The sequence below is a fragment of the Demequina sp. genome (assembly GCF_016278765.1).
GTDB lineage: Bacteria > Actinomycetota > Actinomycetes > Actinomycetales > Demequinaceae > Demequina.
In genome coordinates, this window is record NZ_JADQBE010000076.1 from 1 (window position 1) to 14,209 (window position 14,209).

General features: G+C 67.4%; 13 protein-coding genes. 6 read left to right on the plus strand and 7 right to left on the minus strand.

The window, feature by feature from the left end; translation table 11 throughout:
- On the minus strand, positions 1 to 317 hold a 317-nt coding region (locus QZZ29_RS11235), incomplete at its 3' end, for an SDR family NAD(P)-dependent oxidoreductase (protein WP_291383335.1).
- A 34-nt stretch (positions 318 to 351) separates the two neighbouring features.
- Positions 352 to 1,800: a DUF6421 family protein gene (locus QZZ29_RS11240; protein WP_291383337.1), complete on the minus strand. Its 1,449-nt coding sequence runs from the start codon at positions 1,798 to 1,800 to the stop codon at positions 352 to 354.
- A 136-nt stretch (positions 1,801 to 1,936) separates the two neighbouring features.
- Here QZZ29_RS11240 and QZZ29_RS11245 point away from each other — a divergent pair, with 136 nt between their 5' ends.
- Together QZZ29_RS11245 and QZZ29_RS11250 are read left to right on the plus strand one after the other, a co-directional pair.
- Positions 1,937 to 2,407, plus strand: a complete 471-nt coding sequence (locus QZZ29_RS11245) for an Lrp/AsnC family transcriptional regulator (RefSeq protein WP_291383339.1) — start codon at positions 1,937 to 1,939, stop codon at positions 2,405 to 2,407.
- Positions 2,408 to 2,718: 311 nt separating this feature from the next.
- Positions 2,719 to 3,366, plus strand: coding sequence for a hypothetical protein (locus tag QZZ29_RS11250; protein ID WP_291383340.1), 648 nt, complete (start codon positions 2,719 to 2,721; stop codon positions 3,364 to 3,366).
- Here QZZ29_RS11250 and QZZ29_RS11255 read toward each other — a convergent pair.
- Positions 3,349 to 4,578 carry a mechanosensitive ion channel family protein gene (locus QZZ29_RS11255; RefSeq protein ID WP_291383342.1) on the minus strand — a complete coding sequence of 410 codons (1,230 nt, stop codon included), beginning with the start codon at positions 4,576 to 4,578 and terminating at the stop codon, positions 3,349 to 3,351. The two genes, QZZ29_RS11250 and QZZ29_RS11255, sit on opposite strands and share 18 nt — an antisense overlap.
- Positions 4,579 to 4,690: 112 nt before the next feature.
- Positions 4,691 to 6,391 carry a glucose-6-phosphate isomerase gene (gene pgi, locus QZZ29_RS11260; RefSeq protein ID WP_291383344.1) on the minus strand — a complete coding sequence of 567 codons (1,701 nt, stop codon included), beginning with the start codon at positions 6,389 to 6,391 and terminating at the stop codon, positions 4,691 to 4,693.
- On the opposite strand from pgi, the gene QZZ29_RS11265 reads away from it, so the two are divergent.
- From QZZ29_RS11265 to QZZ29_RS11280, 4 genes are all read left to right on the plus strand, one after another.
- Entirely contained in the window at positions 6,357 to 6,695 is a 339-nt protein-coding gene (locus QZZ29_RS11265) for a hypothetical protein (protein WP_291383346.1), read from the plus strand. The genes pgi and QZZ29_RS11265 overlap by 35 nt on opposite strands.
- Positions 6,696 to 6,955: 260 nt before the next feature.
- The gene (locus QZZ29_RS11270) at positions 6,956 to 7,381 is read left to right on the plus strand and encodes a MarR family winged helix-turn-helix transcriptional regulator (RefSeq protein ID WP_291383348.1); all 426 of its coding nucleotides are present in this window, start codon (positions 6,956 to 6,958) and stop codon (positions 7,379 to 7,381) included.
- A 58-nt stretch (positions 7,382 to 7,439) separates the two neighbouring features.
- The gene (locus tag QZZ29_RS11275; RefSeq protein WP_291383350.1) at positions 7,440 to 8,663 is read left to right on the plus strand and encodes an MFS transporter; all 1,224 of its coding nucleotides are present in this window, start codon (positions 7,440 to 7,442) and stop codon (positions 8,661 to 8,663) included.
- Between the two features lie 204 nt (positions 8,664 to 8,867).
- Positions 8,868 to 10,346 (plus strand): IS1634 family transposase, encoded by a 1,479-nt coding sequence (locus tag QZZ29_RS11280; RefSeq protein WP_291383352.1) that lies wholly within the window; start codon positions 8,868 to 8,870, stop codon positions 10,344 to 10,346.
- Positions 10,347 to 10,490: 144 nt separating this feature from the next.
- Here QZZ29_RS11280 and QZZ29_RS11285 read toward each other — a convergent pair whose 3' ends face one another.
- The 3 genes from QZZ29_RS11285 to QZZ29_RS11295 form a co-directional block, all read right to left on the minus strand.
- Complete coding sequence (locus tag QZZ29_RS11285) at positions 10,491 to 13,175, minus strand: DEAD/DEAH box helicase (RefSeq protein WP_291383354.1); 2,685 nt, start codon at positions 13,173 to 13,175, stop codon at positions 10,491 to 10,493.
- 94 nt (positions 13,176 to 13,269) lie between these two features.
- On the minus strand, positions 13,270 to 13,398 hold the full coding sequence (locus QZZ29_RS11290) for a hypothetical protein (protein ID WP_291383356.1): 129 nt from the start codon (positions 13,396 to 13,398) through the stop codon (positions 13,270 to 13,272).
- A 177-nt stretch (positions 13,399 to 13,575) separates the two neighbouring features.
- Positions 13,576 to 14,209 (minus strand): NAD(P)-binding domain-containing protein (locus tag QZZ29_RS11295; protein ID WP_366479521.1); only part of this gene is annotated, 634 nt, incomplete at its 5' end.

The following is a 14,209-nucleotide window of genomic DNA, read 5'->3' on the forward strand; positions in this document are numbered from 1 at the left end:
CCACCCCGCCACCCGCCGACGAGGTGCAATAGCCCGTCCACAGTGCCGTCGGTGTCGTGGACCCGCTGCGCGAGCCTTGCGACAGCGGATTCATCCGTGAGGTCGCACACCTCGGCGCGGACGCTTCCCACGGCGCCGTCTTCAAACCCGCCGCTCCCGACCGCGCCTGCATCGCTTCGCAGCAGTTCATTGAGCTTGTCGGAATCGTGGCCCACGGCGATGACGCGGGCGCCGGCGCTCGTGAGCTCGTGCGCCGCCGCGATCCCGGAGACACTGGTGGCGCCCGCGATCACCACGAGCCTGCCTGCGACACTCATGGTTCCAGCCTCCCACGTCGTGTCTGCGTGACGGTTAGGAATCGCGGCCGGTGATTCCGGCGGTCGATTCGATGACCGACTTCATCTTCTTGTCGAGCGCCTCGAAGAACATCGACAGCGGGAACTCGTCGTCCAGCACCGCATCCGTGTAGCCCTGAGGCAATCCGGCGAGGATCTCGTCGGGCAGCCCCCGCGCCCACAGCGAGGCGGGGTGTGGCGTGAGCGTCGAGCGCACGAGCTCGTACGCCGCGAGCCAATGCGCGGTCTTGGGCCGGTCTATCGAGCGCCAATACAGCTCGTTGATGGCGTCGCTCAGGGCGATGACCGCCCCGGGAACGTCCTCCCAATCAAGCGCCAGAGCGGTGTCGGTCCAGTGCAGCACGCCCCGCTGGTGCAGCCAGGCAAACAACAGGCGGCCGCCGAGCCCGTCGTAATTGCGCACACGCGAGCCCGTGATCGGGAATCGGAAGATGCGGTCGAAGATGATCGCGTACTGCACGAGCCGCGCGTACTCGAGCGTCTCAGCCTCTGCGTCTCCGAGAACCTCGCCAGCGTCGATCCGGGAGCTGAGGCGCTTCTCGATCGCGACACTCTCGCGGAATGCCGTGAGGTCGCAGCGCAGTTCCTCGAGCGAATATAGGAAGTACGGCATCCGCTGTTTGATCATGAAGGGGTCGAACGGCAGGTCGCCGCGCATGTGGGTGCGGTCGTGAATCAGGTCCCACATCACGAACGTCTTCTCGGTCAGCTGCTGGTCCTCGAGCATCCGCGCGGCATCCGCGGGTAGGTCGAGGTTCGTGATCTCGGCGGCCGCGCGAACCACACGTCGGTACCGTGCGGCCTCACGGTCCTGGAAGATCGCGCCCCACGTGAACGTCGGGATCTCGCGCATCGCGATGGTTTCTGGGAACAGCACGGCCGAGTGGGTGTCGTAGCCAGGGGTGAAGTCGAGGAAGCGCAACGACACGAACAGCTGGTTGCCGTAGTCGCCCGCCTCGAGCTGCGCGATGAACTCGGGCCAGATCGCCTCCACGAGCAGCGCCTCGACGTGGCGGTCGCGCGAGCCATTCTGGGTGTACATCGGGAACACCACCAGGTGACGGGTTCCGTCCACCCGGTGCTGCTGCGGCTGGAACGCCGCGAGCGAATCGAGGAAGTCAGGGATGCCAAAACCTTGGTCCGTCCACTTCTCAAAGTCACGGACGGATGCGGCGAGGTACTCGGCGTCATGGGGGAAGGCAGGTGCGAGCGCGCGGATTCCGGCGATGATCTCTGCCGACAGGGCACGGGCCTCACCGTGAGCGTCGCCCGACGCCGCGTCCGTCGCAGCGGGGATCGAACCGTCCCGCACCTGGAGGCGCTGGATCGCGGTGGCCGCCGCCTTGAGGCGCAGCCAGGCGTCGCTGGTCTCGGCCAGGCGCGCGTCCTCGACGACCTCGGGTTCGCCGACGATGGTCTGGGTCGAGTGGGCGTGAATAGACATCTGGACCTCCGGTCCCTGCACAGGGGTGATGCTGGGTTGATCCCGTACCGCGAGACTACGGGAGAAATTCCGGCAAGTCACCTGTTTCGCCGGAAGTCTTCCCGTCGCCGATTGTCTCCGCTGATAGTGTCGGGCCATGGTCAACGAGACTCCTGCCCGCCTCGACGACGACATCGACGTGGGGATCGTGCGGGCGGTGGTGCAGGACGCTCGTGCGACGCTCGCCGACCTGTCTGCGGCCGTCGGGCTGTCCGTGTCGGCCGTGCAGGCGCGACTGCGGCGGCTCGAGGCTCGCGGCGTCATCACGGGATACCGCGCGCTGGTCGACGCCGAGGCGGTAGGCAAGCCGCTCGCGGCCTTCGTCGAGATCACCCCGCTCGACCCAGCACAGCCCGACACCGCCCCCGAGCTCCTCGAGCACCTCGCCGAGATCGAGGCGTGCCACTCGATCGCGGGCGACGCTGCCTACATACTGCTCGTGCGCGTCGCATCCCCGCGGCATCTCGAGGCGCTCGTCCGCGACATCCGCTCCGCCGCCTCGGTCAACACCCGCACCACGGTGGTGCTGCAGACGTTCTACGAGAACCGCCCGATTCTCCCGGCCTGACGCCGTTCGCTGCTGGTACCGCGCTGAGATGTAGTTCCCCAGGACGTTGAGAGCTAGCGGGTTGACCCAGTCTGGCAACCCCACCTAAGTCCGCCCCGTAGTGCGCGATCTTGTTGTCGAGCACCTTGATCACCGCAGCCAGCGCACCGACCCGACGGACCAACCCATCCCCAGGCGGCCCGCACGGTCGCACACGCCAGCCCAACTATCGATGGAAAAAGAAAACCCCGGCTGCATACCGACTCCAGGTCGACAGAGGCCTATGCCGGGGACTTCATAGACGAGTTTACGCACCGTGGGGGGAGTTGTCGGTGAAACTCACAGCGGCGCAGAGGGCGGCCTTGGACAAGTCGGTCGCGCCAGCGCGCATGGGCACTTACCTTGCCGCGGCAGGCCATGATCCCGATCACGCGCGTGAACTTTATCTCTGGGACCCAGAATTGTCGGTGGCCTTCATGGCGGATCTTGCAATCCTTGAGGTGGCGTTGCGCAACGCAATGAATTCCCGATTGGTTTCTAGGTGGGGTGAGCGGTGGTTCGAGAGCCAGTCGATCAGGCTCGATGACCGATCGTGCCGCGCCCTCGCAGACGCATGGAGTCGCACCGCGCCCGATCGGGGCCCCGACCGCATCGTCGCGCAATGCATGTTCGCTTTCTGGAGGGCGTTGTTGGACAAGGGCGACCACGTGGGCGTGGGGCCCAGCCGGGTCCGGTGCGACTACGAGACTCAACTCTGGCGCGGAGTCCTCGACAAGGCGTTCCCCGGCGGCAAGGCGCAGGCCGCTCGAGACGGGTTCCCCCTGTCAGGCCAGGGGATCCGGCGCACGGCACACGAGGCCCACTCGGATTGCATGAGGCTTGCAGGCATGCCCGACAGGGACCTCGCGTCATGGGGAGACGCGACGTCAAACATTGGGGCGGTGTTGGCGAAGAGGCCGCGGTCAGTCGCGGATCGGTGAGTCCAAGTCCAAGGTGTCGGCTACGCCATCGTCGTCCCCAGAAACGTCCCGCGGCCCGCCACCGTGCATGAACAGACTCGCCCGCTCGACGGCCTGGATGCTGCCGGTGAACAGACCCTCGTCGCTGGCGTGCTCTGGGGGAGGGGTTCGCTTGCCTCGCGGCTTGGGTCGCTCGGCGGCGGCGGAAGGATCGGCCATCAGGATGCGCTGGGCGGGTGCCGCGTCGGGCATCTCGTTCTGGACCCACAGCACCATCGCCTCGCGCAGGTAGCAGCGCAGGTCCCACAGGGTGGGTGCGTCCTTCGCGGTGGCCAGGATGCGCACGTGAACGTGGCCCTTGGTCGCGTCGGTGACTTGAAGCACGGAGGTGCGCCCGTCGTACAGTGACGTCTCTGCCAGGACCTCCTTGAGATGCTCGCGCATCCGTTGAAGGGACACCCGCCAGTCGAGGTCGAGCTCCACCGCACCCAGTAGTTCGGAACCGTCCCGCGTCCAGTTCTGGTACGGCGTGCTGGTGAAGTAGGTGGAGGGCAGGACCAATCGGCGGTCATCCCACAGCTGGAGCACCACATAGCTCAGGGTGATCTCCTCGACCCGGCCCCACTCGCCCTCGGCCACAATCACGTCGTCCATGCGCAGCGCGTTGCTGAAGACCAGCTGGATGCCCGCGAACATGTTGGCGAGCGCCGATTGCGCCGCGAAGCCCGCGACCAGCGAGATGATGCCAGCCGACGCCAGGATGCTCGCCCCGAGGGCGCGCACGGCGTCGAAGGTAAACAGCGCAGCCCCGAAGGCGAGCACCACGATGAGGACGGCCGCCAGGCGGCGAATGATGAGTGTCTGCGTCCTGAGGCGACGCGCGAGAATATTGTCGGGCCCGTCGAGCGGGTTGTACCCAAGGGCCAGGTCCGTCACAAACTCGACGAGCCCCAACAGCAGCCACGCGAGGGTCGCGATGGCCACAATGGTGAACGCTTGTGCGACCGTCGGCCACCAGTCATATGCGTCGAGAGAAGTGTTGGCGCCCGCCCACACGCCCAAAAGGATCAGCAGCGTCCAGAAGGGGCGACGCGCCTCCGTCACGAGGACCTGCGGCCAGGCGAGGCGACGCGACGCGATGCGCAGGGCCAGGTGCACGACCAACGCCACAAGCACAGCGGCTCCGACGCCAAACCCGATGGCGATCCCGAACTCCAACCAGTTGTCGAGCATGGTTCTCCTTGGTGGTGGATGCTGCTCACCACTGTAGGTGGGTGGGTTCGCGGCGCACCACGCGAGGCGAGTCGCCTGTGAGCGCCGAGCCCCTTCGCCGTTGACGCGAGAGCTACGTGCGGTGCGCCTTGTAGTACGCGATGAGCGCCTGGGTCGAGGCGTCCTGAGCGGCCAATGCGGCGTCGTCGCCCTCGACGGCCGGAGCGATCTGGAGCGCGAGCTGCTTGCCGAGCTCCACGCCCCACTGGTCGAAGCTGTTGACGCCCCAGATGACGCCCTGCACGAACGTGATGTGCTCGTACAGCGCGATGAGCTGACCCACCACGGACGGGGTCAACGCGGGCGCGAAGATCGACGTCGTCGGCTTGTTGCCGGCGAACGTGCGTGCGGCCACGAGCGGGCCCGTGGTGCCCTCGGCCCTGACCTCCTCGGCGGTCTTGCCGAACGCCAGCGCCTTGGTCTGGGCCAAGTAGTTGGCCAGAAAGAGGTTGTGCACGTCCTGGTCGCCGTCCTTGAGCGGGTAGGCGGGGTTCGCCACGGCGATGAAGTCGGCGGGGATCAGGCGCGTACCCTGGTGAATGAGCTGGTAGAACGCGTGCTGGCCGTTGGTGCCTGGCTCGCCCCAGAAGATCTCGCCGGTGTCGCACGTGACGGGCGTGCCGTCCCAGCGCACCGACTTGCCGTTGGACTCCATGGTGAGCTGCTGCAAGTACGCAGGGAAGCGGTGCAGCTGCTGCGCGTACGGCAGCACGGCGTGCGCCTGCGAGCCCAAGAAGTTGACGTACCAGACGTTGAGCAGCCCCATGAGGACGGGCACGTTCTTGTTCAGCGGCGTGGTGCGCACGTGCTCGTCCACCGCGTGGAAGCCCGCGAGCAGTCCCTTGAACGCGTCCGGGCCCAGCGCGATGGCCAGCGAGGTGCCGATGGCGGAGTCCACCGAGTAGCGGCCGCCCACCCAGTCCCAGAACCCGAAGGCGTTCCTGGTGTCGATGCCGAACGCCTCGACCTTGTCGAGTGCGGTGGAGACCGCGATGAAGTGGTGCGCCACGGCGTCGGCCTTGGAGGCGTCGTCACCAGAAATCGCGCCCGACTCCGCCAGCGAATCCCACAGCCAGTCGCGCGCCAGGCGGGCGTTGGTGAGGGTCTCGAGCGTGGTGAACGTCTTAGAGGCGACGATGAACAGGGTGGTCTCGGGGTCGAGCCCCTTGAGTTTTTGGCCCATGTCGGTGGGGTCGATGTTGGACACAAAGCGCGCAGAGATGCCCGCGTCCGCATACGGCTCGAGGGCCTCGTAGACCATCACGGGGCCCAGGTCCGAGCCGCCGATGCCGATGTTGACCAGGTGCGTCACCTTCTTACCGGTGACGCCCTTGAAGTCCCCGGAGCGCACGCGCTGTGCAAATTCGGTGATCCGGTGCAGCACCTCCTGCACCTCTGCGTCGACGTCCTGGCCGTCCACCACGAGCGCGGGGGAGGCACCTGCGGGGCGGCGCAGCGCGGTGTGCAACACGGCGCGATCCTCGGTGGTGTTGATGTGCTCGCCGGCGATCATGGCGGCGTAGCGCTCGGCCACGCCGGTCTGCTCGGCGAGCGTCATGAGGCTGTCGAGGATCTCGTCGGTGACCAGGTTCTTGGACAGGTCGACATGCAGGTCTGCGACGGCCAGGCTCATGCGCTCCACGCGGCCGGGGTCGGCAGCAAACCAGCCATGCAGGTCAGGTGCAAAGGCGGACTTGTGGGCCTCAAGCTCGGCCCACGCGGACGTTTGGGTGCAATCAATGGGTGCGTTCACGGTTACCAGGCTAGGCGTCATCGGCGGCATTTGCATCGCCGTCGCGGTGTTCCTCACCGGCAACACCATCACATTCTCGGGCGCGGCCATCAAAGAGACGGTGCCGCTCATCCTGTTTATCGCGGCCATCGCGATCATCGTGTTTTCGCTGATGTCGAATGGCGTTGCAATTGGATACGCGGCCATGGTCGCGGCGACCATCGCCCTCATTCAACTGGTGGACATGTTCCGCTCCGACTCGATCAACTTCTCGGTGCGGCTCATCCTCCTCTTGGTGGGCGTCGCCCTCGCGCTCTTCGCGTCGATCACGCGCCGCAGGGCGTAAGCGGGACGCCGACGGGTTCGCGCGCGCCGTCGGTCACCCCCGTGGTGTGAAGATGGCCTGACGGCACACCCGTGCGGCGCGGGCGAGGCCCTCCTGCGAGAGCTTGCGGTCGTGGCGCAGCGCGAAGACCTGTTTCTCCATCGTCGGGTCGCGTCAGCCGGTTGTGCACGATCGTATGGCGTACCGAATACACGGCCATCGCCGCCGGCCAATTTGCGATCGGTGCGACCAGTTCCATCCATCTGTTATATATTTGGCTTATGCAAAAGGATCGCGCTGAGGCGCTCGAGACCCTCGTTCAAGCCATGCACCGCCTCACCAGGGACGCGGCGCTCGCCACCGGCGACAACACCCCCGCGTCGGCCCGCCAGATCCTCGCCTTACTCAACCACTCGGGCGAGCACCGCGTCGGCGAGATCGCCGCGCAGTTGCGCATGAGCCAACCTGGGGTCACGCAGGCACTGCGTGCGCTGCTCGAGGCGGGCCTCGTCGAGCGAAAGGCCGATACTTTCGACGCCCGCGCGAGCGTCATCGCCATCACCGAAGCCGGTCGGGCGTCGGCGAGTCAGTGGCGCAGTGCCGTCGCCGATGCACTATCTCCCCTGACCGCGGGGCTGTCGGACGCCGACTGGGAGCACATCGCCGCAGCAGCGGCAATCCTCGGCTCCCTGGCAGAGACTCGCTAAACCCCACCGCGCCCTTCGCCCCCGTCCCCCCAAGACACGCACGAATCAAAGGAACCCCATGAGCACCTCCTCCCCCTCGCTGTTCAAGCAGCCCAAGGCCGTATGGGCGGTCGCCTTCGCGGCCGTGGTCGCCTTCATGGGCATCGGCCTGGTCGACCCAATCCTGCCCGCGATCTCCGAAAAGTTGAACGCCTCCCCCACCCAGGCGGAACTTCTGTTTACCAGCTACCTCCTAGTGACTGCGCTCGCGATGTTCGTGTCGTCGTGGGTCTCAGGAAAGGTGGGCGCGCGCACCACGCTGCTGGCGGGGCTCTCGCTCGTAGTGGTCTTCGCGGCGCTCGCGGGATCGAGCGGTACCGTCAACCAGGTCATTGGGTTCCGCGCCGGTTGGGGCCTTGGCAATGCACTCTTCATCTCGACAGCCCTCGCGACAATCGTGGGCGCGGCGAGCGGCGGCGCCGAGGCTGCCATCGTGCTGTACGAGGCTGCGCTGGGCGTCGGCATCGCGGTCGGTCCGCTCCTTGGAGGCCTGCTCGGCTCGATCAGTTGGCGCGCCCCGTTTTTCGGCACCGCGGTGCTCATGGTCGTCGCCTTGACGCTCATCGCCGTGATGATGCGCGCGGACGCGGTGCCACGTACGCCCGCCAAGTTCTCGGCACCATTCACCGCGCTCAAACATGTGGGCCTGCAACGGCTGGCCGCCACGGCACTGCTCTACAACATCGGCTTCTTCACGCTGCTCGCGTACACGCCGTTTCCGCTCGGCTTTGGCGCGATCGGCCTCGGGTTGACGTTCTTCGGCTGGGGCGCAGCAGTGGCGGTCACCTCGGTTTGGGTTGCCCCGCGACTCACGCGCCGCTATCCCCGGACCCGGGTGCTGACCGTCGTATTCGCGTCGCTTGCGGTGGTGCTGGGCACCGCGGCAGTTGTCACCTCGGTGCCTGCCGCGCTCGTCGTGTGTGTGGTCTCGGGGGGCGCGCTGCTGGGAGTGCTCAATACGGTGCTGACCGAGTCCGTCATGGAGGTTTCCGACGCTCCCCGGTCCGTCGCCTCGTCGGCCTATTCCTCCGTGCGCTTCCTGGGCGGGGCGATCGCCCCGCCGTTGGCCGCCATCCTCGCCGATGTCGTCGGGCCCTGGCTCGCCTATACGGTCGCGGCGATCGCAGTGCTGGGTTCGGCGTGGATCGTCCACTCCTCGCGCGACGTGCTCTCGCGCGTCGACGGCGTTAGCGAGACTTCCCTCGAGGAGGCGGCGGCCATCTCGGTCGGAGACGCCGGGTAGCGCCGCCCCCGATGGCGCGGCGGTCGTCCAACGCCTGAGCCGCCACACGGTTACCCTAAGGTCCACTCGGAGCGCTATCTGGGTTCGGGCGCCGACATTGAGGCTTTGCTGGATGCTCGGGAGGGTGCGGTGCTTCCGGCGCGGACCCGGCATCTGGGCTTCGGGGATGTCGCTGCGGTGTGGGGGATGTTGGAGCGTCTGGACGTGGCCGGGGTGATCGACTCGGTGGTCGGGGGCCGGCGCGCCGACGCGGGGGCATCGGTGGGCGCCTACCTGGCGTTGGCCGCGCTCAACCGGGTGGTCGCGCCGACCTCGAAACTACAGTTCGAGCACTGGTGGAAAACCACCGCGGCGGACCGGTTCACCCGGATTCCCGCGGTGGTACTGGACCATCGCCGGTTCTGGGATGCGATGCACGCGATCACCTTGGAGCAGCTCGCCGAGGTCGAGCACCGGCTCGCCGTGGCCATGATCGAGACCTTCAACCTCGACCTGTCCGCGTTGGCGTTGGACATGACCAACTTCGCCACCTACATCGACACCGGCAACGCCAAGGCGCCGATCGCCCAACGCGGCAAGGCCAAACAGAAACGCGCCGATCTGCGTCTGGTCGGGCTCGGCCTGGTCGTCACCCGCGACGGCGGTGTCCCGTTGGTCGCCCACGCCTACCCCGGCAACCGCCCCGACGTCACCCAGTTCGCCACCATGATCGACCTCCTGCGGACCCGCCATAGCGCCCTGGCAGCCCAAGGCGATACCTCGACTCCGGACCAGATGACGGTGGTCTTCGACGCCGGACAGAACTCGGTGGCGAACTTCGAACACCTGAGCGATACCGGGCTGGCGTTCGTCGGCTCCATCCCACCCTCACAGGTCGCTGACCTGCTGACCCTACCCGCCACCAACCGCCGGAGCGTTGACGCGAACCGGTTCGGGGCACTGAGCGCGCTCGAGACCCGCCGGACCGTCTACGGCACCAACCGGCGGGTGATCCTGACCCACTCACCGACCCTGCACACCGCCCAGCAGGTCGGGTTCGACCAAACCCTGGCCAAAGCCCTCAAAGCACTCAACGAACTCGCCGACACCCTGGCCCGCGGCAAGACCCGCCGACCCGCGTCCAAGGTCAACGACCAGATCGCCGCGATCACCGCCGACCCATGGCTGCGCCGGGTCCTGCATTGTGAGCTCACCGGCGCCACCCCGGCCGAGCATCGGCTCACCGTGGCCGTCGACGAAAAAGCCCGCGACGCCTTGGAAGCCGAGGTCTTCGGCAAACGGACCCTGATCACCAACCGGGAACAATGGCCGGTCGCCGAGGTGGTCGCGGCCTACCGCTCCCAGTCCGAAGTCGAGTTCAGCTTCCGCCAGCTCAAAGACCCCCACGTCGTCTCCTTCTCCCCCATGCACCACTGGACCGAACACAACATCCGAGTCCACACCTTCACCTGCGTCCTCGCCCTACAGATCGCCCACCTCATGCGCCGGCAAGCCGAACAAGCCGGATTGCACCTCTCGGTCCGTGACCCGCTCGACCAACTCGTCGGCATCGAGGAAACAGTCCTGATCTACCCCTCGACCGGCGGCCGCCCCAAGGCCCGCCGGATCCTCACCGAAACCACCGAAACCCAAGACCAGCTCAGCGAGATCTTCAACCTCACGAAGTGGGCCCCCCACACTTAGGTCATACACCGATCCCACCATCAACAAGGCCCTGACCTGCACGTTTACAAGACCGGCCCAAGCTAACTAGGAAAGTCCCGCTAGGCGATGTGAAGGCGTGCGGAGGCAGGACCGTCGGCCGAGAGCACCTCCGGGCCCGGCTCGCTATTGCGGCCCGACGTGCAGCACCTGGATCACCGGGGCGCCCGCCTCGTCGGAGGCGTCGAGGTCCACGGCGGCGACGATCGCCCAGTCGTGATCGCCCGCGGGGTCGTCAAGCACCTGGCGCACCAGCCACGTGCCCTGGGGCAGCGCGCCGTCCGGCGTCGCCGCAAGCGCAGCACGCGCACCGCCACCGTCGTGGTCGCCGCCCGGTTCCACAAAGGTCACGAGCGCGGCCGAGCGCGCATTCGGGCCGATGCCGATGGCGTGGTCGCCCTGCGCCGCGAACAACGGATCGAGGGCCTCGCGCCACGCCACGCCGTCCCAGCCCGCTGACGCATCGAGCTCGCCCAGGGCCGGGTAGTTTTCGCGCGCGGCCAGTTCCACGCGGCGGAACAGCAGGTTGCGGACCAGGCGTCGCAGCATGCGCGGGTTGCCCGACATGGGGCGGGCCGGGCCGGGCGTAGCGATGGCCGCGTCCGGATCGACATCGTCGCCCACCACCGCATCGGGATTCATGAGGCGCTCCCACTCATCCAGCAGCGACGAGTCCGTCGCGCGCACCAGCTCTCCCAGCCAGGTGGTGATCGCCGCCACCTCGTCCGTGCGGTGCTCCTCCGGGACCGTCTGCCGCAGCGCGCGGTACGCCTCGGCCAGATACCGCAACACCACGCCCTCGGTGCGCTCCAGGCCATAGACCGAGATGAGGTCGCCGAACGACATGGCCTTCTCGAGCATGTCGCGCACCACGGACTTGGGGGACAGCTCGGCGTCCAGGACCCACGGGTTGGTGCGCCGATACGTGATGAACGCAGGCTCCAGGAGATCCGCGAGCGGCCGCGGCCAGGTGATCTCGTCCAGCAGGTCCATGCGCTGCTCGTACTCGATCCCGTCGGCCTTCATCGCGGCCACCGCCTCGCCACGTGCCTGATACTGCTGCGCGATGAGGATCTGGCGCGGGTCGGACAGGGTCGACTCGATCACCGAGACCACGTCGAGCGCATGGTCGGGCGCCTCGACGTTCAGCAGGTCCATCGCGGCCAGCGCGAAGGGGGACAGCGGCTGGTTGAGCGCGAACCCGCGCGGCACGTCGACGGTGAGGCGCAGCGACGGCCGCTCGCCGCGGGGATGCGCGGCGTCGGGCACCCGGATGCGCTCTACCACGCCGGCAATGCGCAGCGAGCGGGCGATTCTGAGCGCCTGGCGCACATGCGCCGACCGTTGAGCGGGAGTGTCGTGCACCGCCGCCAGCAGGTCTCGCATCGCGAGCACCGGGTCCTGAGGCTCGCGGTCCGACCACGGGTTGGCCACGCCGCGCGCCAGAATATTCAGCACCATGGCGTGGGTCACCGCAAAGCGGCTGACGAGCGCCTCGGGGGGTGCGTCCCGCAGGCGCTCGAACGTCGCATCGGTCCAGTTCACGTAGCCTGCTGGCGCGCTCTTACGCACGATCTTCTTACGCTTCTTCGGGTCATCGCCGGCCTTGGCGAGCGCCTTGCGGTTCTCGATGACGTGCTCGGGCGCCATCACGATCACGTCGCCCTCGGTGTCAAAGCCAGCGCGCCCGGCCCGGCCCGCGATCTGGTGGAACTCGCGCGCGGACAGGTGGCGCATGCGCTCGCCGTCGTACTTCACCAGCGACGTGAACAGCACGGTGCGGATCGGGACGTTGATGCCCACGCCCAGCGTGTCCGTGCCGCACACCACCTTCAGCAGCCCCTGCTGCGTGAGGCGCTCGACCACGCGGCGGTACTTGGGCAGCATGCCGGCGTGATGGACGCCGATGCCAGCCCGCAGGAACTTGCTGAGGGTCTTGCCGAAGCCGGTGCCAAAGCGGGTGTCCCCCAAAGCATCGGCGATGCGCACCCGCTCCTCCTTGGACGCCACCTTGGTGCTGAGCAGCGCTTGCGCTCTCTCCACGGCGTCCTTCTGGGTGAAGTGCACGACGTACACGGGGGCGTGGCCAGTCTGGACCAACCGCTCGATCACGTCGGGCAGCGGCTCGACGACGTAGTCAAAGGTGAGCGGCACGGGACGCTCGGTCGTGGTGACCTGGGCGATCGCGCGGTTGCCGCGACGCTGGAGGTCCTCGACCAGCCACGCGGTATCGCCCAGCGTGGCCGACATCAGCACAAACTGTGCGTTCGGTAGCTCCAGCAGCGGCACCTGCCACGCCCACCCCCGCTGTGGGTCTGCATAGAAGTGGAACTCGTCCATCACCACCAGCGAGGCGTCGGTGGCGGCGCCGTCTCGTAGGGCAAGGTTCGCCAGGATCTCGGCGGTGCAGCAGATGATCGGCGCGTCGGGATTCACCGCCGAGTCGCCGGTCATCATGCCCACAGTGGCCGTGCCGAAGAGGTCGATGAGCGCGAAGAACTTCTCGCTCACGAGCGCCTTGAGCGGCGCCGTGTAATAGGTGCGGCCGCCGGTGCCCGCACGATGCGCCGCGAGGGCCGCGAAGTGCGCACCCGTGGCCACCAGCGACTTGCCGGAGCCGGTGGGCGTCGCGAGGATCACGTGCGCGCCGGAGACGATCTCGATGAGCGCCTCGTCCTGGTGTGGGTACAGCGCCAAGCCCTGATCCGCCGCCCAGCCGGAGAACGCCTCGTAGAGGGCGTCCGCATCGGGACTGGCGCCAGCAGCGGTGTCGGGCAGGCGATCTATCAGGGGTGGGGTGGAGTGAGTCATCCGTGTCATTGTCCCGGCTTCAGGGAAGCAGATGGACAAAACCCCGCCGACGCCTTGGCGTCAACGGGGCTTGTGGGCTACCGCAGCCACGGCGCTACGGGATGTCGTAGACGGTGGTGGCCTCGTTGGCCGACTTGATCTCGTTCTGGATCTTGTCAGGCAGGTAGGCATAGGCGTTGGTGTCGTTCTTACGCAAGAACGAGGACCGTAACTTGTCGAACATGGGCTCTCCTTGGGGTTGAGGCTTGGGGCCCGGGAGCCTGACGTGGTGTCCGGGCTGCCGGCGCCCCACGTTGGGATCAAAAAAGGCCTCGTCATGGCTGTAGCGATTGCGACGCTGCCAATTCGAGACCGTGCCTACATTCTATGCCAACGAGGCCGGAAGCGGTGGCATTCCCGCCTAGGTGCGGGCCCGAGCCACGACTCTGCCGCGCTGGGACTCCCAGAAGTCGTCGAGCATTTCCTTCAGCTCGGTGGCTCCGGCGTCGGCACCAAAGGGCTCGGTGTGCGGCTCGAAGCGCACGCCCTCTTTGAGGGGGCCCGCGGGCACCGGGTCAAAGCCCATCGCGTCCACCAGGGTGCTCACCGCGGCAACGTCGTCTGCATCGTCCCCCGCCACGGCCAACGCACGACGCTCGAGGTCGCCGTGCGGCGCCGCCAGATTCTCCAGTTCCCACACGCTCGCGTGGTTGAAGGTCTTGACCACGCGGGCTCCGGGGAGTGACGCGGCGACCACCTCGGAACTGGACGTGCGGGCGTCCTCGAACTCCTCGATGCGGCCGTCCAACTCCCACCAGTAGTTCATGGCGTCGATCACCAGGCGGCCAGCCAGGGCATCGGCGGGCAGCGTCCGGTACTTGCCCAGCGGTATGGCCAGGATGACGAGGTCGGCACGGGTGGCATCGGCAATGCCTGCGGCGTCGGTGGAGCCGGCGACGGTGACGCGCAGTCCCGCATCGCGCGCCAGCCCAGCCAGCGCCTTGCCCACGCGTCCCGCGCCCAGGATGCCGACGCTGCGGATCGATGGCGGGGAC